Origin of the sequence: Flavivirga sp. 57AJ16 (assembly GCF_028736925.1) — a bacterium.
Taxonomy (GTDB): Bacteria; Bacteroidota; Bacteroidia; order Flavobacteriales; family Flavobacteriaceae; genus Flavivirga.
In genome coordinates, this window is record NZ_JAQZAT010000010.1 from 68,876 (window position 1) to 84,844 (window position 15,969).

The 15,969-nt window shown below is 34.7% G+C and carries 20 protein-coding genes and 1 tRNA gene; 11 read left to right on the forward strand and 10 right to left on the reverse strand.

Annotated features, from left to right (window positions below):
- Window positions 1-54 precede the first annotated feature (54 nt).
- The 6 genes from PQO00_RS12390 (at window position 55) to PQO00_RS12415 (ending at window position 3,629) form a co-directional block, all read left to right on the forward strand.
- Window positions 55-801, forward strand: a complete 747-nt coding sequence (locus tag PQO00_RS12390) for an SDR family oxidoreductase (RefSeq protein ID WP_274185159.1) — start codon at window positions 55-57, stop codon at window positions 799-801.
- A 235-nt stretch (window positions 802-1,036) separates the two neighbouring features.
- Complete coding sequence (locus PQO00_RS12395; protein WP_274185160.1) at window positions 1,037-1,405, forward strand: DUF4260 domain-containing protein; 369 nt, start codon at window positions 1,037-1,039, stop codon at window positions 1,403-1,405.
- Between the two features lie 559 nt (window positions 1,406-1,964).
- Window positions 1,965-2,105, forward strand: coding sequence for an AbiEi antitoxin N-terminal domain-containing protein (locus tag PQO00_RS12400; protein WP_274185161.1), 141 nt, complete (start codon window positions 1,965-1,967; stop codon window positions 2,103-2,105).
- Window positions 2,106-2,124: 19 nt separating this feature from the next.
- The gene (locus PQO00_RS12405; RefSeq protein ID WP_274185162.1) at window positions 2,125-2,544 is read left to right on the forward strand and encodes an AbiEi antitoxin N-terminal domain-containing protein; all 420 of its coding nucleotides are present in this window, start codon (window positions 2,125-2,127) and stop codon (window positions 2,542-2,544) included.
- Window positions 2,438-2,728, forward strand: coding sequence for a type IV toxin-antitoxin system AbiEi family antitoxin domain-containing protein (locus tag PQO00_RS12410; RefSeq protein ID WP_274185163.1), 291 nt, complete (start codon window positions 2,438-2,440; stop codon window positions 2,726-2,728). Before PQO00_RS12405 ends, PQO00_RS12410 begins: the two co-directional genes overlap by 107 nt.
- A 121-nt stretch (window positions 2,729-2,849) precedes the next feature.
- Window positions 2,850-3,629, forward strand: a complete 780-nt coding sequence (locus PQO00_RS12415) for a nucleotidyl transferase AbiEii/AbiGii toxin family protein (protein WP_274185164.1) — start codon at window positions 2,850-2,852, stop codon at window positions 3,627-3,629.
- A gap of 237 nt (window positions 3,630-3,866) precedes the next feature.
- Here PQO00_RS12415 and PQO00_RS12420 read toward each other — a convergent pair.
- A tRNA-Leu gene (locus PQO00_RS12420) sits at window positions 3,867-3,948 on the reverse strand.
- A 345-nt stretch (window positions 3,949-4,293) separates the two neighbouring features.
- Here PQO00_RS12420 and PQO00_RS12425 point away from each other — a divergent pair.
- The 3 genes from PQO00_RS12425 (at window position 4,294) to PQO00_RS12435 (ending at window position 7,928) form a co-directional block, all read left to right on the forward strand.
- A complete protein-coding gene (locus tag PQO00_RS12425; protein WP_274185165.1) occupies window positions 4,294-5,682 on the forward strand; it encodes a dipeptidase in 1,389 nt (462 codons plus the stop codon).
- A gap of 133 nt (window positions 5,683-5,815) precedes the next feature.
- Window positions 5,816-6,682 (forward strand): DMT family transporter, encoded by an 867-nt coding sequence (locus tag PQO00_RS12430; RefSeq protein ID WP_274185166.1) that lies wholly within the window; start codon window positions 5,816-5,818, stop codon window positions 6,680-6,682.
- 145 nt (window positions 6,683-6,827) lie between these two features.
- On the forward strand, window positions 6,828-7,928 hold the full coding sequence (locus tag PQO00_RS12435; RefSeq protein WP_274185167.1) for a DUF4407 domain-containing protein: 1,101 nt from the start codon (window positions 6,828-6,830) through the stop codon (window positions 7,926-7,928).
- A 6-nt stretch (window positions 7,929-7,934) separates the two neighbouring features.
- Here PQO00_RS12435 and PQO00_RS12440 read toward each other — a convergent pair whose 3' ends face one another.
- On the reverse strand, window positions 7,935-8,213 hold the full coding sequence (locus PQO00_RS12440; RefSeq protein ID WP_274185168.1) for a hypothetical protein: 279 nt from the start codon (window positions 8,211-8,213) through the stop codon (window positions 7,935-7,937).
- 254 nt (window positions 8,214-8,467) lie between these two features.
- On the opposite strand from PQO00_RS12440, the gene PQO00_RS12445 reads away from it, so the two are divergent.
- Window positions 8,468-8,899 (forward strand): nuclear transport factor 2 family protein, encoded by a 432-nt coding sequence (locus PQO00_RS12445; protein WP_274185169.1) that lies wholly within the window; start codon window positions 8,468-8,470, stop codon window positions 8,897-8,899.
- A gap of 3 nt (window positions 8,900-8,902) precedes the next feature.
- Window positions 8,903-9,379 (forward strand): GNAT family N-acetyltransferase, encoded by a 477-nt coding sequence (locus PQO00_RS12450; RefSeq protein WP_274185170.1) that lies wholly within the window; start codon window positions 8,903-8,905, stop codon window positions 9,377-9,379.
- Between the two features lie 177 nt (window positions 9,380-9,556).
- Here PQO00_RS12450 and PQO00_RS12455 read toward each other — a convergent pair whose 3' ends face one another.
- The 8 genes from PQO00_RS12455 to ruvC form a co-directional block, all read right to left on the reverse strand.
- The gene (locus tag PQO00_RS12455) at window positions 9,557-10,135 is read right to left on the reverse strand and encodes an alkylphosphonate utilization protein (protein WP_274185171.1); all 579 of its coding nucleotides are present in this window, start codon (window positions 10,133-10,135) and stop codon (window positions 9,557-9,559) included.
- 139 nt (window positions 10,136-10,274) lie between these two features.
- Complete coding sequence (locus PQO00_RS12460) at window positions 10,275-11,075, reverse strand: hypothetical protein (RefSeq protein WP_274185172.1); 801 nt, start codon at window positions 11,073-11,075, stop codon at window positions 10,275-10,277.
- Window positions 11,076-11,295: 220 nt separating this feature from the next.
- Window positions 11,296-11,664: an MmcQ/YjbR family DNA-binding protein gene (locus PQO00_RS12465; protein ID WP_274185173.1), complete on the reverse strand. Its 369-nt coding sequence runs from the start codon at window positions 11,662-11,664 to the stop codon at window positions 11,296-11,298.
- Between the two features lie 141 nt (window positions 11,665-11,805).
- A complete protein-coding gene (locus PQO00_RS12470) occupies window positions 11,806-12,414 on the reverse strand; it encodes a DUF4230 domain-containing protein (protein WP_274185174.1) in 609 nt (202 codons plus the stop codon).
- Window positions 12,415-12,419: 5 nt separating this feature from the next.
- Window positions 12,420-12,770, reverse strand: coding sequence for a DUF4260 domain-containing protein (locus PQO00_RS12475; RefSeq protein ID WP_274185175.1), 351 nt, complete (start codon window positions 12,768-12,770; stop codon window positions 12,420-12,422).
- Between the two features lie 161 nt (window positions 12,771-12,931).
- Window positions 12,932-13,681, reverse strand: coding sequence for a cyclase family protein (locus tag PQO00_RS12480; RefSeq protein WP_274185176.1), 750 nt, complete (start codon window positions 13,679-13,681; stop codon window positions 12,932-12,934).
- A gap of 423 nt (window positions 13,682-14,104) precedes the next feature.
- The gene (gene hemW / locus PQO00_RS12485; protein ID WP_274185275.1) at window positions 14,105-15,307 is read right to left on the reverse strand and encodes a radical SAM family heme chaperone HemW; all 1,203 of its coding nucleotides are present in this window, start codon (window positions 15,305-15,307) and stop codon (window positions 14,105-14,107) included.
- A 61-nt stretch (window positions 15,308-15,368) separates the two neighbouring features.
- A complete protein-coding gene (gene ruvC / locus PQO00_RS12490; protein ID WP_274185177.1) occupies window positions 15,369-15,968 on the reverse strand; it encodes a crossover junction endodeoxyribonuclease RuvC in 600 nt (199 codons plus the stop codon).
- Between the last annotated feature and the right edge of the window lies 1 nt (window position 15,969).

Here is a 15,969-nt window from a genome sequence, read left to right on the forward strand (position 1 = left end):
GAAAATAAATAAAACCAGTTTACATTTGAAATCTAATTTAAAATATATTAAAAAATGAATTTCGAAAACAAAAACGTAGTGATCACTGGCGGAAGTACCGGCATAGGATTCGCCACTGCAAAAGCCTTTATTAAAAACGGTGCCAATGTATGGATTACCGGAAGAAATGCTGATAATCTTCAAAAAGCTTCTTCTACTATTAATAGTTCAAAACTGACAACAGTAGTTTCAGACACCTCAAATTTAGCAGGGATTGAAGTGTTACAAAAAACCATTGAGGAGCATAAAATCAACATTGATGTTCTTTATTTAAATGCAGGAACAGCTGTTTTCAGCTCAATAGACCAGGTAACGGAAGCCGATTTTGACGCACAATTCAACACCAATGTAAAAGGAAGTTTTTTCACGTTGCAAAAATTGCTGCCCAACATTAAGAATGGGGGCTCTGTAATATTTACCTCATCAACAGTGGCAACAGCCGCACTACTGGGATCAACCGTTTATTCGGCTACCAAAGGAGCACTTAATAAAATTGCGCAGGTTGCATCAAACGAGTTGGCAGAAAGAAAAATTAGGGTCAATATTGTAAGCCCCGGTCCTATCCAAACCGAAGGCCTTGACAGCGTAATGCCTAGTGCAGATGCAAAAGATTATCTGGCTTCGGTAACGGCATTAAAAAGAATAGGAAATCCGGATGAAGTTGCGAATACGGTGTTGTTCCTGGCTTCTGATGAGGCAAGTTTTATTATGGGAACTGAATTATTAGTGGACGGTGGCTATACCACGTATGCCCGAAAATAATTTTTTAAAACTTAGGTAGTTTGTAATGAATTAGGACTTCTTATTATCATCTATCACTCATTTATACTTTACTACTAAAATCTATTTTAATAAAGAGAGCGACCAAGCAAACAGGAAATTACTGGCAAATAAATTAGTGTTAGTGTTAAATGTATTTTGAAACTCTTGACTTTTATCAAGAGTTTCAAAATTAAAGTTGAAGACCTTTGGTTCTCAATAATTAAATTCAGAAATAATGACAAAAGCGATGGGTACTCTTTTAAAACTTGAAGAGGTAGGGATGTTCCTTCTTTCTATTATTTTATTCAATCAACTGGACTATCCTTGGTGGGTTTTTCCTGCCTGTCTTCTACTACCCGATATTTCTATGATTGGTTATGTGATGAATCTAAGAATAGGTGCCTGGATCTATAATTTTTTTCATCATAAACTGGCGGTCATTATTACTTTTATTATGGGGATATGGCTGAATGAATCAGTAATCACTTTGGCAGGGGTTATTTTATTGGGTCATTCAGCAATGGACAGGATGTTTGGTATAGGTTTAAAGTACAAAGATCGTTTTACCCATACGCATTTAAGCCGGATTGATACAGAATTTTAGCATTAGGAAGGTAGCTACTAACAAAGCCTATTAGCAATAATAGTTAGTGGGAGTCACTACTTTTATTCAATTGGTTACCTTCCATATTCACAAGACGATGATTAATTACAAAGTTTTTGATTGCTGGTACATTTTCAATATTTGGAATTGATAAGGACTTATAAAAGGGAGAGACAGTGAGGGTGCGGGAGTATGTCTAAAGGCTTTTGTGAAGTACCAATACATAGGAAGCGGCACCAAATGAATAATGGAACTCCGATGGAGCGGACTTCGTTCACGATTTCGGATTGGGAATGCAGCCCTTCGACTCCGCTCAGGACAGGTGTTCCTTCCCGTCCCGATAGTTATCGGGACGGGAAGGGTTAACGGAATGAAAAGGAGAAATTGGGGATGGTGTCCAAGACTTTTTAGGGAAGTCCTTTGCCCGGAATGCAGCTTTTCGCGGAATGGAGGGGAATGTGCTGAACGGATTATGAAATTGAAAATTCAATAATTACCACTATTGCAATAAAGTGGCAAATATTTGTATTTAGTTCGAAATATTTACTTAATTCGTACCATGAGTACTAAAAAAGGATTTAAAATAAACCAATTGTTACAGTCCCAACCATCTGGAACAGTGTTCTTGTCCTCTTGGCTTGTTCAGCATGGTTATAGTCACGCGACCTGTTACGAAAGTACAGGGAAAGTAACTGGTTGACCCCATAGGCTCAGGGGCCATGATAAGAATTGGCGAAGAAGTGGGGTATGAAGGCGCTCTATACACATTACAAGAACAATCAGGGCTGAGCGTACATCTTGGAGGAAGGACGGCCCTATCCCTGCTCGGAAGGGCACATTATTTGGACTTTAACGTGAAAAAAATATTCCTGTTCTGCAAAAGTGGCACTAAACTTCCCACATGGTTTTTAGAGTATGATTGGGAAAATAAAATAGAGCAAATAAACACCTCTTTTCTTCCCTCTGATATAGATTTGTCCGCTATAGAGCAAAACATTTTCCATAAAAATATCAAACCCGGAAAGGGCTATCTTGGAATGTCTTTATTTAACCCCAAAAATCCATTCTTTTTTAGAATCCTACGAACTTATGGAGGGGTTGAACAACCTAAGACCAAACCATGTACAAGCCTTGCTTGAACAGTGTAGTTCCGTCAAAGTAAAACGATTGTTTTTATATATGGCCGAAAAGACAGATCACAATTGGTTCAATTACATAAAAATAGAAAAAGTAGATTTGGGTAGCGGAAAACGGGCACTTTTGAATGATGGGGTCTATATACCTAAATACAATATAACCGTACCCAAAGAATTGGAAGCATAATGGAAATAAGAAATGTATATAAAGCCCAGGTATCACTTTTGTTAAGAGTGTTGCCAGAGGTAGCAAAGGAAAAATGTTTTGCTTTACATGGTTGTAAGCCATAAATTTATTCGTCAGGGAAATGCCCAGACTGTCTGTGGACGTCAATTTAACCTATGTATCCATAGAAGATAGGGATACTTCAATGAAAAATATCGTTGAAGCCCTAAAACGGATAAAATCAAGTATCGAAGCTGCCGTCCCCGAAATGCATATTTCCCTTCAGGAGAAAATACTCAAACTTCTTATTTCAATCCCGAAAGCACAAATAAAACTGGAAGTCAACCAAACCAACAGGGGTGTGATCGATGGCACTAAGGAAATGATGCTTTGTGAAAAAGCCCAAGATGAGTTTGCAGCATTCTGTGCTATTGATGTAGTCCCATTAAGCCTGCTTTATGGGGGTAAAATATGTGCTGCTTTGGACAGGCAACACCCAAGGGATTTGTTCGATATCAAATATCTAACACAGAACGAAGGTTTTACGGACGAAATAAAAAAAGGCTTTTTACTTTGTCTATTGGGCAGCAACCGTCCTTTGCACGAAATGCTCAGCCCAAACCTCACGGACCAAAGTCATGCTATGGAAAATCATTTTGATGGAATGAGCTATGTTCCGTTTTCCTATGAAGATTTTGAAGAAACCAGAAGTCAACTTATAACGGCCGTCAAAGAGAGCCTAACAAAAAAAGATAAAGATTTTTTATTGAGCTTCAAGAGCCTTGCACCGGATTGGAGCGTTTACGATTTTGAAAGATTCCCTGCTGTGCAATGGAAGCTACAAAATCTTATTAAACTTAAAAGCAATGACCTGTCAAAATACAATGAATTAGTTGGTGCTTTGAAAAATGCATTGCATTAACAGAAGATTTCCTGTCCCAAATTCATTCTATTTTTAGGACAAAGTGAATATGAAATTAAGATAGGTACTATTATAATTGATCCCTATAATATTCTTAAACCTCAAAAAATATCAATAGGCATCAAACCCTATTCTAACCGATAAAAAGTAAAAATGTTGTACCTATGTTGTACCCAAACAAAAAAACCTCTCAAAATTGAGAGGTTTTTTGACTGCAAATTTACAGTTGAAAAAAAGTGCGGGCGGAGAGACTCGAACTCTCACACCTCGCGGCACTAGATCCTAAGTCTAGCGTGTCTACCAATTCCACCACGCCCGCAAAAGGACTGCAAATATAAACAAGATTTTTAAATTGCAAAGTTGATATGTCAAAATAATTCTAAAAATAAATCGATAAGTCGTTTTTATAATCGGAACTCATTTAAACTACCCCGTCTAGCTGAGCACATGTTTTTGGATGGTAGCGAAGATTAACAAATGCCAGCAGGCAGGTGTTTTCCATTTGAAGGCTTTTTAAATTACATAGTAGGGCTACGGAAGGAAAAAAAGATAAAAATAGGTGTAAAAGGGGACATTTTTTAGTCCATTGAAAAAGTTTAAATGAGTTCTCAAATAAATAAAGTATTCTTTTTTATATTTTTGAGCAAACTATATAATCACTTCAATGAACAACATTCAATCTTATATAAAAGAAAACAAAACCCGTTTTTTAAATGAATTAATAGAGCTACTTAAAATACCATCTATAAGTGCAGATTCTGCTTATAGAGATGATGTTTTAAAAACAGCCGAAGCCATTAAGGTTAGTTTAGAAAAAGCTGGGTGCGATATTGTTGAAATTTGTAAAACAGATGGGTACCCTGTGGTTTATGGTGAAAAGATTATTGATAAAAATCTACCGACAGTATTGGTTTATGGCCATTACGATGTACAACCGCCAGATCCTTTAGACCTTTGGAACTCACCTCCTTTTGAACCCGTAATTAAAAAAACAGCGTTACACCCAGAAGGTGCCATTTATGCTCGCGGTGCTTGCGACGACAAGGGGCAGATGTACATGCACGTAAAAGCTATGGAATTTATGACATCCACAAACCAATTACCGTGCAATGTGAAATTTATGATTGAAGGCGAAGAAGAAGTTGGTAGCGCTAATTTGGCAACGTTTGTAAAAAACAATCAAGACAAATTAAAAAATGATGTCATTCTAATTTCAGATACTGGTATGATCGCTCAAGATATCCCTTCTATTACCACGGGTTTACGTGGATTAAGCTATGTAGAAGTTGAAGTTACCGGGCCTAATCGCGATTTGCATTCTGGTCTTTATGGCGGTGCAGTGGCCAACCCGATAAACGTTTTAACCAAAATGATTGCGTCACTTCATGACGAAAACAATCATATAACTATTCCAGGGTTTTATGATAAAGTAGAAGAACTATCCAAAGAAGAACGTGCAGAAATGGCAAAAGCGCCATTTAATTTAGATCATTATAAAAAAGCCCTAGATATAAATGATGTCTATGGCGAAACTGGGTATACCACCAACGAACGCAATGCCATTCGCCCTACTTTAGATGTTAATGGTATTTGGGGAGGTTATATAGGAGAAGGAGCCAAAACCGTCATTGCAAGTAAAGCTTATGCTAAAATCTCAATGCGGCTCGTTCCTCATCAGGATTGGGAAGAAATCACACAGCTATTCAAAACACATTTCGAAAGTCTTGCCCCAAAAGGAGTAACCGTAAAAGTAACACCTCATCATGGCGGCCAAGGTTATGTAACGCCTATAAACAGTATTGGTTATCAAGCAGCTAGTAAAGCCTACCAGGAAACCTTTGGCAAAAGGCCTATTCCACAACGGAGTGGTGGCAGCATTCCTATTGTGTCTCTTTTTGAGCAAGAACTAAAAAGTAAAATCATACTTATGGGCTTTGGTTTAGATAGCGATGCCATTCATTCTCCAAACGAACATTTTGGGGTTTTTAATTATTTAAAGGGTATCGAAACCATTCCTTTATTCTATAAATATTTCACGGAATTATCTAACTGATTTTAGGGGATTCCTTACCTTTGGAACGAAAAGTAGCATGTGTTTTAAAGCGGTCTGTTTTGTCTAAAAAAAGGAATCAGGGAAATTTACGATATTACTATATGCAAATGAATTTAGAAGGTTGTAATGTGCTATGAAAAACCAACACAACAAACACCTACTACTACTCTTATTAGCGACTCTTTTTATTAGTACTTCTGGTCCTTTAGGTAAATTTATAGAGCTGCCCATTCCAGTGATCATTTGGTGGCGCTCTATACTGGCCTTTATATTATTATATGGTTTTTGTAGATATAAAAAAATAAGCTTAAGACCTAAATCTAGGAAAGACATCTTTCTTTTTATAATAAGCGCTCTTTTTTTAGCAACACATTGGATTACCTATTTTTATGCCCTAAAGCTATCCAATGTCGCTATAGGCATGCTTTCTTTATTTGTATACCCTATCATCACAGCTTTTTTAGAACCTTTATTTTTTAAAGTAAAATTCGACCCTATTTACACCCTACTGGGGCTACAAGTTTTAATAGGCCTCTACATATTAGCCCCAGAATTTAATCTGGAAAGCTCTCATGTTAAAGGGCTTCTTTTTGGGCTCTCTTCTGCATTGTTCTATGCGCTGCGCAATATTATCTCAAAACAATTAGTTAGCAGTTATAATGGAACCTCCATCATGTTATATCAAATAGGCATTATTAGCATTGTTCTATCTCCTGTTTTATTTTTCATGGATACCTCAGGAATGTCCACTCAATTTCCTTATGTTATTATTTTAGCTGTTATCACTACAGCTATAGGACATACTATGTTAATAAATAGTCTAAAACATTTTACGGTAAGTACCGCAAGTATTATTAGTAGTACACAGCCCATTTTAGGGATTATTATAGCCTTTATTTTTTTAAGCGAAATCCCAACCTGGAATACTTTTTTTGGAGGACTTATTATTCTCTCTACAGTTATTATAGAAAGCATTCGATCAAAAAAGATCAGCTCTTAAACATACTTTTGGTACTACATGTGTAGCATATAAATTTGTTCTACATATGCAGAATACATATTATTATCTACATTTATGGGAAAATCATGTAACAAATTGATAGGCTCAGCGTTCTAATAGTCAGTCAATCAAAATAAATCATAGTATGTTAAAGCAATTTTTTATTACCTGCTCAGGTTCGGACACCGATATTTTAGATCAATGTTCCAAAGGCGAACAAAACAAATATGCCGGTATTGGCGCTACTGTTTTCTTTACCGCGGTTATGGCCTTTATTGCTGCCAGTTACGCGCTTTACACAGTTTTCGACAATCTATTTATTGCCATTGCTTTTGGCTTTATATGGGGCTTGCTTATCTTTAATTTAGACAGATACATTGTTTCTACCATTAAAAAAACCGGAAATATTACGGACGAGCTCATGCAGGCTTCACCTAGAATAATTTTAGCTATCATTATTGCCATTGTTATTTCCAAACCACTAGAGTTAAAGATTTTTGAAAAAGAAATCAATCAAGTACTGTTAGAACAGAAGAACGAACTAACATTAGCCAATAAAACCCAGATTGCAGAGCAATTCACACCTACCATCGCCACACTTCAAAACGACATAGTTGGTTTACAAAATGATATAGATAATAAAGAAGCCGAAGTAAACACTTTATACGATACTTATATTGCTGAAGCCGAAGGAACTGCTGGCACTAAATTATTGGGCAAAGGTCCTGTCTATAAAGAAAAAAGAGAGAAGCATGATGCGTTGTTGGCCGAACTGCAACTATTAAAAGCTGAAAATAAAGCCAAAATTACTGCTATTGAAACTCAAATAGCAACACTAAAAGGGGATTATGAAAAGCAAATTGTAACCACACAGCCCATTATCAATAATTTTGACGGTTTAATGGCCCGTGTGAATGCGCTAGGAAAGTTACCATGGCTCCCTTCCTTTTTTATATTCTTGCTGTTTTTAGCTATTGAAACGGCTCCTATTTTTGCAAAATTGTTATCTCCGAAAAGTGCTTACGACTTTAGGCTAGAAGATCAGGAAACAGCTATTAAAACGAATGTCCTTCAAAATAAAAATCAGAGAGCCGCTTTATTAAAAACGGACTATGCTATTAACGATCGTATTTATAGTGATATAGAAAAAGAAGACGAATTATATACTTATAAGCGCAAAAAAGTGAGAGAGTTGATGCAACTTCAAGCTGATGCTTTTTTCAAACATCAAAAAAACGCCTTCTAATCCTATTTACATCCTGTTTTCCGATTTAAAATGATTATATAAATCTTTACACCCTAAACCTATAATCGAGAAGCTTTTATTTTTTTTGACGGCCTCATTATGAAGTGCCGCTAAGGCATTAACCCCATAGCGATCCATACTTTCAATATCTTGAATACTAATAGTAAGATTGTTTACTTTTTCAAAAATATTTTTGAATTCATTTTGAAACACTTCTAAACTATGTCTGTTTAGAATGCCTTTAATTTTGAAAAAATTATTGCAGCTTGAAATTGTTAAATCCATAATCATAGTATTTTAAATTGTTTCAATGATAGATCCTAGGGCAATTAATCAACTGATAACGAAACAAATATACAGAAATTAAAAATTAAAAATATTATTTTTTCGATCAATAGATTCTAACTTTAGATGAAAAAATATTCTGTGTCAATTTCATCGTCAAGTAACCATATTAATACCATTTCTAATTAGAATATGGTATTAATATCAAGATTTCGTTACTTTTACTCCTACAAAACATTTTAATTATATCGATAATGAAAAAATTTGTATTGCTACTTTGCCTAATATCTATTTTCACTAGTTATTCTCAAACTTCTGAAGAGCATGACAAAAAAGCTATTCTTAAAGTATTAAAAAAGCAACGCCTTGCTTGGTCCGATAATAATATTGAAGAATTTATGGAAAGCTATTGGAAAAGTGATTCACTCAAATTTTATGGCAGTAATGGCATAACCTATGGTTGGGAAAACACTTTAGACAGATACAAAAAGGCCTATCCTACCAAGGATCATACAGGAAAATTAAATTTTAGAATAAATGCTATTACCAAAATAGCCGAAGGTGCTTATTATGTTATGGGGGAATATCATTTAAAACGTGAAGTTGGAAATGCCGATGGTATTTTTATGATTATTTTTAAAAAAATTAATGGTAAGTGGAAAATTATTGCCGACACCTCTAACTAAACCATGTCCATAATTATTAGAAAAGCAACATTAAATGATGCTCCTGTTTTATTAGAGTTTGAACAGGGTGTTATTACTGCAGAACGCCCTTTCGATCCTACTATAAAAGAAGGCCCTATTAACTATTATGATATTAACGAATTAATAACAAGCAGCGATTCTGATGTGTTCGTAGCAGAATCTGACGGTGAAATAGTGGCATCAGGTTATGCCAAGATTAAAACTGACAGGCAGTATTTAAAACATGCTTATCAGGGTTACTTAGGTTTTATGTTTGTTTCTAAAAAGCATAGAGGCAAACGTCTAAACAAAATGATTATTGATGCTTTACTAAAGTGGTGCAAAGCACGGCATGTTTTTGAGATCAGACTGGATGTGTATGATGATAATATCCCGGCTATTAAAGCCTATGAAAAAGTAGGATTTAAAAAACATATGATTAATATGCGTCTGGATATTGAAAATTTAGATCTAGAGTGAACAGCCTTCCCTTAGACTTGTTTCAGGGCCCCATAAATTAATTTATTGGTTTTAATACTGAAACTAGTGCAGTATAACATCAAAACTACTTATTATTACTAATTACGGACGGACATTTAAAATTATTTTGTTGAATAGCAGAAAGCCTAACCGTAATGACATTTCAACACCCGAGTGCTATAATTTCTTTACGTATTTGGTAATAATTACAATTTGTTGTGCTCCTACTTTGCCCTCAATAAATTCTGCATTCTCACGATCTAAGCGGATATTTCTAACAGCTGTACCCTGTTTAGCGACCATACTAGAACCTTTAACTTTTAAATCTTTTACCAAAACTACAGCATCTCCAGATTCTAAAATAACACCGTTTACATCCCTATGGATAATCTTGTTATCGGGATCTTCATGCTCGCCTGTTGCACGTGCCAAAGCTAAAGCTTCATCATCTAAATACATCATGTCCAACAAATCTTTTGGCCAGCCTTCATTACGTAATCTTTGAAGCATCCTCCAAGCCATAATCTGTACGGCAACATGCTCGCTCCACATACTATCGTTTAAACATCTCCAATGATTAGCATCCATATCCTCTTTCCCTTCTATTTGATCTAAACAGGTTTTACAGACCAATACATCATTAGCCACATTTTCGTTTAATGAAGGTGGGATGGTATATGACTTTAAACCTTCTGTAGAAGTACATAATTCACAGGTATTGTTGCTTCTTTCTTGTAATGTTTGTAATACGCTCATGCTTTACTTTTAGTTTTTGCAATAATACGTTTTAATAAAAGGTTTTACAAGTTCCATTTTACAGATAAACAAAAGAGCCTGAATTCTAAGTTAAAAACTTAAATAATTCAGCCTCTTTTTACAAATAAAAATATAAGTTTTATAGTTTTATAGCCGAATAAACATAATCGCCATGTCCTTTAAAATACTTTTTTAATGTTTTTCCTTCTTCTTCTGTTAGCGCTTCTTTCATAAGCTCGGTATTTCTATCAAACATTTTTTCTAAATCGCCTAAAGCATCCATTAAAATAGCCTCATTAAAATCTCTTCTATCTGCACCCCAAGCATGTATACTGGGATAGTATGCTTTTATATATTCATTCTTATAGATAACATTTTCAAGTATTTTTTTACGTAACAACATAAACTCTTCCCTACTCCCGTCCTCTGGAAAAGCTAATTTACTTTGACGCAAATACATGACCATATCTTTAGTTTTTTCTCCTTCCATTGGTTTTGCTCCTGGTAAGGTCGCATAAATTTCATCTGAATGAAAAATGGAATAAGCCGAATTTCTTTTCTTTAAAAAGGCTTTTCGGGCTTCTTCATCTGGCCAGGCTTCTTTTTCAAGTTCGCTATTTCTTTCTCCTGCTTTATCAATGGCCTCCCAATTTGGGTGAGATTGCACGTAAAGCACCTCGTTACTATGCTCTGTCATAAGATGTGAATAATATCCCGATCCTATAATATATTCGTTTTTTTTGGTAACCTTTTCTAGGTATTCCTTCTCTACGGCTTTCCATTCATCCACAGTACTATCATTTTTACTATTCCAGTATGTTTTTGTAACCGTTATGTACTCTGGTCTTTTGGGGGCTTCTTCTTGGGCAGAAATAATGGCCGTGTTAAACAATAGAAGCATCACTACAAGGGCCGATAAAAATTGATTGGTTGTTTTCATAATCTGTTAAAATTTAAAGTTAATATATTTGAATTAGTCAATACAACTTTAAGATTATGGGGCAACAAAAAGATTTAGGACAACCTATTTATGCACTTTTAATAGATGAAGTGATTTAAACTTTTTTTATTGCAATAAAAAAAGTTTAAAAGCATTTTAATAAAATGGAAGATTGAGAGTATCTAAATATACAACAAAAAAACAATATTATATATTTAATTTACATATTTGACAACTGATCCCTTACCTTTTTCGTCATCCCTTTTACAACCATGTCGTAAGAATGATCTATAAGATGAAACACTAACTTGGACTGGAGCTCACCTTCATGGATATATAAAGTGTTCCAATGTTTTTTACTCATATGAAAACCTGGACGAATACTGTTGTATTCTGCTCGAAGTTCTTCAGAATATTCTGGATCCGCTTTTAAGTTTATGGCTGCTTCACCACTTTCCCAGTACTTTAACGAAGCCAATGCAAACATTTTTCCAAGCACTTTAAAAACAAGTGTTTCTTCATCAAAAGGAAATTCTTCTGTAGTGCCTTTTTTACTTAAACAATATTCACGAAGTTGATCTATATACATCTTTTTACTTTTTTAATTCCTGCCTTTCGGCTTTACTCAAGATAAACTACAGCAGGAATCTGCCAACACATTCATTTTAATTTATAAGATTCCTGCCTTCGCAGGAATATAGTTCATTCTTACCCATTGAAATATTAACCGTCACAAAAGCTTTTCACCAGATTTCTCTTCTATTTTTAATGCCGAATAATCTAATTTCCAACCTATGGTTTCTACTATCGTTTCCATTAATAAAACCGTTTCCAAAGCTTCTTTTTGAGCTATCTGAATGAGACCACTTGCTGGGATTTTATCTTGGATATGCAGTTTGGCTTCGTTATGTAAACCCGTTAAATCGGTCGCTTCAAACTTATTAAACAGACCATCAGACTTGTCATAATAATTCAAGTTGGTTTCAATGGATAGCACTTCTGGCTGTGGAAAGTGTTTTAATAAAATTTTCTTTTTACCATTATCTGCTATTAATTTGATTTTTGATAAATCGTATCCTACATAGGCTTTTGCATTTATGACAACCAAGGCTTTCTTTTTACTCGAAATCAATTTTAAAAAACGCTCTTTAACATCTTCGTAGTGATAGATCTCTGCAAAATCGCCTTCAACCGTTATAAACTTACAAACTGTTTTAATTTTATCTAAAAGTAATACGGATTGAGATTTAACCAATTGTTTTCTTTTTAATGACTTAAAATAAGTAACCATACCTAAAGTCATTAAAACACCTATTATAATTCCTAAAAATGCCTCCATAATCCTTATTTACCTATTCGTCCTAAATGGGTATTCTTAAAGCTGTCAAAATATTTTAATCCATAACCACAAACCCTGTCGAAACAAGCATGGGAAAACAAAATAATCCCTGCTAGTTCCATGAGATCATTTTGAAAAATTATTCCTAAAAAATAGACACTTATAGCTATGGCCTTGTGATGAAAAACATTATATATAATAGCGCCTATCTTAGGGTTCCATAAATAGCCAAGCATCCCAATATCCGGAACTAAAATTAATGCCACAAACCACCACCAGCTATAATTTAATTCTGAAAAAAGATATATTCCAAAAATAAACATAAATAATTCTTCAATTTTCAACGACGCTTTCATATGCTTGAATTTTTGTAGTAATTTATTAATGCTCGTTCATGTGTTCATTGTGTTTTATTTGTCGCATGTAACATCCATATAATCTTTGTCCTTGTATAGCGAACTTTTAGTTATGGATATCTCAATTGTCGTCAATCATCAAAGCAGTCCATGCCATTTTATTAATTTATAATTTTATATAAAATAGGCTTGCTAGGCGAGGCATCATTTTCGAAAGGAGCTATTTGAAGATTTAAAAAATACATCCCATCTTTAACTGTATTTGGCACAAAAACAAGTTCTGTTATGGTAGCATCCAGTCTTATTTTGCCTTTGGTATTCCAAAAGGCGTTATGCGCCAACAGTGCACATTCATCTTTTTCTTTATCTACACTGGGCAAATCAATTAATAAATGTTTTACCTCTTTTTCACATAAATAAGTAGCCGCATCTTCTAATAAATAAGGCGGATTGGTATGCGAATATTGTGCTATCAATTTTTCTTTAGTATTAGGAATTGTTCTTATAACTATGGCCTCTCTTTTTTTATTCCCAATAGCAAATTTTAATTGCTTTTTAGAGATCACAAAATCACCATTTAATCTTTCCGGTGCCACGGTTACAACCTCAGCCAAAAAGAAAAATTGCTTTAAATTCTGGTTTATAGAATGTATATTTTCAGTAATATGTCCCACGCATTCGGTATGCGTACCGTGTGCATGTGGATTAAAAAAAATATTATTGAAATTTACACAGGCGCCTTCTGCCACACTAACAATCCGCTCGCCATCTTTTGCAGGTTCAATTGTAGGTGCATCTATATACCATGCATTTACGTTGTTTTTTGACGCTCTAAGCGGTATTGAAATATCAATGGGTAGCGATAAATCTATTTGAAGTTTTTTTGATTTGCACTGAATGGTTGCTAGCATTTATACCGAATTTGTTTCAGCATCTTTTAATTAAGATACTGTTTCAAATATAAGTTTTTTAATTCTGGATTTTGCCATTTATAGCTAAGTCGATATAAAATGGCATAGAATATTTAGATATAAAAAATTGAAGTTCAAGGCAAAAAGCATAGGCATAGCCTAGTTAAGGCGAGTATTTTTAACGAAGATATTCGGTTTTTTACTCTGAAGGTTCATGTTATTTTATATTGATTTAGCTATATGCCAGTTTGAGTGTAAAATATCTTAATAAAAAATTTCTTAAAACCGACGATCTCCAAGTCAAACCGTAGGGGTATTTCGCCGCTTTCGTACCCAGTTCCTGCCTCGCTGGCAGGCAGGAAATTGTCCGCAAGGTTTAGACCTTTGGGTCAAAAATCAAAATTCTGTATTCAGATTCTGAAACTAGTTCAACATAAATAGTCCAGAAGCCATGCCATCGACCAAAAATTTACCTTTTTGTGTTGCTTTTAAGGTCTCAATACGATTTTGATGGGCATCAAAACCGCTCGAAATAACAAGCAAACCGTTTTCTATAAATTTTTCTGAAGACGTTTTTAAATGCCTAATAAAGTGTTCTCCAAAATCGCTTTCTATTTTATTTAAAGACACGCCCCAAACTGTTCGCAATCCCGTCATAACATACTCATTATATCGGTCTTTCTCTGATAGCGTTTCTACAGTGTTTGGCAGTTCATTACTTTGAAGTGACCGTATATATTTTGAATTGCTTGAGACATTCCAACTCCGTTGGTTTCCTTTAAATGAATGTGCCGAAGGCCCTATACCCATATAAGGCTTCCCTTGCCAGTAACTGGTATTATGTTTCGAAAAATAATTGGGCTTTCCAAAATTTGAGATTTCATAATGTACAAAACCTTGTGCTTTAGTTTTTTCAATTAAATGGTTGAAATGTTCTAACGCCAACGTTTCGTCAATTGGAGGGTAATCGCCTTTTTTTATAAAAACATCAAGTGCTGTTTTGGGCTCAACGGTTAGTGCATAGCTAGAGATATGGTTAACGCCATAATTAAAAGCTATCTCAAGGTTTTCATTCCATTTTTCCAAGCTCATATTAGGAATGCCATAAATAAGATCAATCGTTATATTATCAAAATATTGAGTTGCGAATTCTAGACAGGTTTTAGCTTCTTTAGAATTATGTGCTCGATTCATACTTTTTAAATCAGCTTCAAAAAAAGACTGAATGCCAATGCTGAGTCGGTTTATTCCAATAGTTCGATAACTTTCAAAAACCGTTTTATTTATAGAGGTTTTCGACGAATCTTGAGGTGACAGTGAGTTGCTAATTAAATCATCTGGGTTTGCCTCTAGCGTTATTTCAGGATGGTCTATAACCGAATAATTTTCATAGACCGTGTCGATCAAAAATTGTAATTCATCAATCGTCAATAACGAGGGCGTGCCCCCTCCAAAATAAATAGTTTCAATAGTTTGATGTTTGAGTTCTTCTTTTCTAAGCACCAACTCCTTGACTAAAGCCTGAATAAGTTCATCCTTCTTTTTTAAAGATGTTGAAAAATGAAAGTCACAATAATAACATGCTTGTTTACAAAATGGTATGTGGATGTAGAGAGCCCCTCCTATCCTCCCCAAAGGGGAGGAATTATTAACATTAAAATTATAATTTCTTTTTGGCAAACTGAAACTAGTTTTTCTTTTTACGTAAGTTAACAACAGTTGTTTTTGTTCCCCCTTTGGGGGTTAGGGGGCTATTCTGTTTTACAAAAGCATCCCAACCGGAATAACTTTTACCAATATTCACTTTGCTCGAGTTATAAAAATGGCAAACTGCCGCTGCCAGACCATCTGTAGCATCTAAATTTTTAGGCAAGGTTTTTAAACCCAGCATACTCTGCAACATCTTGGCTACTTGCTCCTTACTGGCATTTCCATTACCCGTTATGGCCATCTTTATCTTTTTAGGAAGGTATTCCGTTATGGGTATTTCCCGACTCAAACCCGCAGCCATAGCTACCCCTTGAGCCCTACCAAGTTTTAGCATACTTTGTACATTTTTACCAAAAAAAGGTGCTTCAATAGCAATTTCGTCCGGATTGTAAGTATCAATAAGCTCAATAGTTCGTTCAAAAATGAGCTTTAGTTTTAGATAATGATCATCATATTTTTTTAAATTGAGTTCATTAAGCTGCATAAATTGCATGGTTTTACCCACTACTTTTATAAGCCCAAACCCCATAATAGTTGTACCTGGATCAATCCCTAAAATAATTCTTTCTTTAGTCATT

What these genes read in the sequence shown, in the direction of transcription:
- PQO00_RS12390 (WP_274185159.1), top strand. Translation starts at nt 55, where the DNA reads ATGAATTTCGAAAACAAAAACGTAGTGATCACTGGCGGAAGTACCGGC.
- PQO00_RS12395 (WP_274185160.1), top strand. Translation starts at nt 1,037, where the DNA reads ATGACAAAAGCGATGGGTACTCTTTTAAAACTTGAAGAGGTAGGGATG.
- PQO00_RS12400 (WP_274185161.1), top strand. Translation starts at nt 1,965, where the DNA reads ATGAGTACTAAAAAAGGATTTAAAATAAACCAATTGTTACAGTCCCAA.
- PQO00_RS12405 (WP_274185162.1), top strand. Translation starts at nt 2,125, where the DNA reads ATGATAAGAATTGGCGAAGAAGTGGGGTATGAAGGCGCTCTATACACA.
- PQO00_RS12415 (WP_274185164.1), top strand. Translation starts at nt 2,850, where the DNA reads ATGCCCAGACTGTCTGTGGACGTCAATTTAACCTATGTATCCATAGAA.
- PQO00_RS12425 (WP_274185165.1), top strand. Translation starts at nt 4,294, where the DNA reads ATGAACAACATTCAATCTTATATAAAAGAAAACAAAACCCGTTTTTTA.
- PQO00_RS12430 (WP_274185166.1), top strand. Translation starts at nt 5,816, where the DNA reads ATGAAAAACCAACACAACAAACACCTACTACTACTCTTATTAGCGACT.
- PQO00_RS12435 (WP_274185167.1), top strand. Translation starts at nt 6,828, where the DNA reads ATGTTAAAGCAATTTTTTATTACCTGCTCAGGTTCGGACACCGATATT.
- PQO00_RS12440 (WP_274185168.1), bottom strand. Translation starts at nt 8,213, where the DNA reads ATGGATTTAACAATTTCAAGCTGCAATAATTTTTTCAAAATTAAAGGC.
- PQO00_RS12445 (WP_274185169.1), top strand. Translation starts at nt 8,468, where the DNA reads ATGAAAAAATTTGTATTGCTACTTTGCCTAATATCTATTTTCACTAGT.
- PQO00_RS12450 (WP_274185170.1), top strand. Translation starts at nt 8,903, where the DNA reads ATGTCCATAATTATTAGAAAAGCAACATTAAATGATGCTCCTGTTTTA.
- PQO00_RS12455 (WP_274185171.1), bottom strand. Translation starts at nt 10,135, where the DNA reads ATGAGCGTATTACAAACATTACAAGAAAGAAGCAACAATACCTGTGAA.
- PQO00_RS12460 (WP_274185172.1), bottom strand. Translation starts at nt 11,075, where the DNA reads ATGAAAACAACCAATCAATTTTTATCGGCCCTTGTAGTGATGCTTCTA.
- PQO00_RS12465 (WP_274185173.1), bottom strand. Translation starts at nt 11,664, where the DNA reads ATGTATATAGATCAACTTCGTGAATATTGTTTAAGTAAAAAAGGCACT.
- PQO00_RS12470 (WP_274185174.1), bottom strand. Translation starts at nt 12,414, where the DNA reads ATGGAGGCATTTTTAGGAATTATAATAGGTGTTTTAATGACTTTAGGT.
- PQO00_RS12475 (WP_274185175.1), bottom strand. Translation starts at nt 12,770, where the DNA reads ATGAAAGCGTCGTTGAAAATTGAAGAATTATTTATGTTTATTTTTGGA.
- PQO00_RS12480 (WP_274185176.1), bottom strand. Translation starts at nt 13,681, where the DNA reads ATGCTAGCAACCATTCAGTGCAAATCAAAAAAACTTCAAATAGATTTA.
- ruvC (WP_274185177.1), bottom strand. Translation starts at nt 15,968, where the DNA reads ATGACTAAAGAAAGAATTATTTTAGGGATTGATCCAGGTACAACTATT.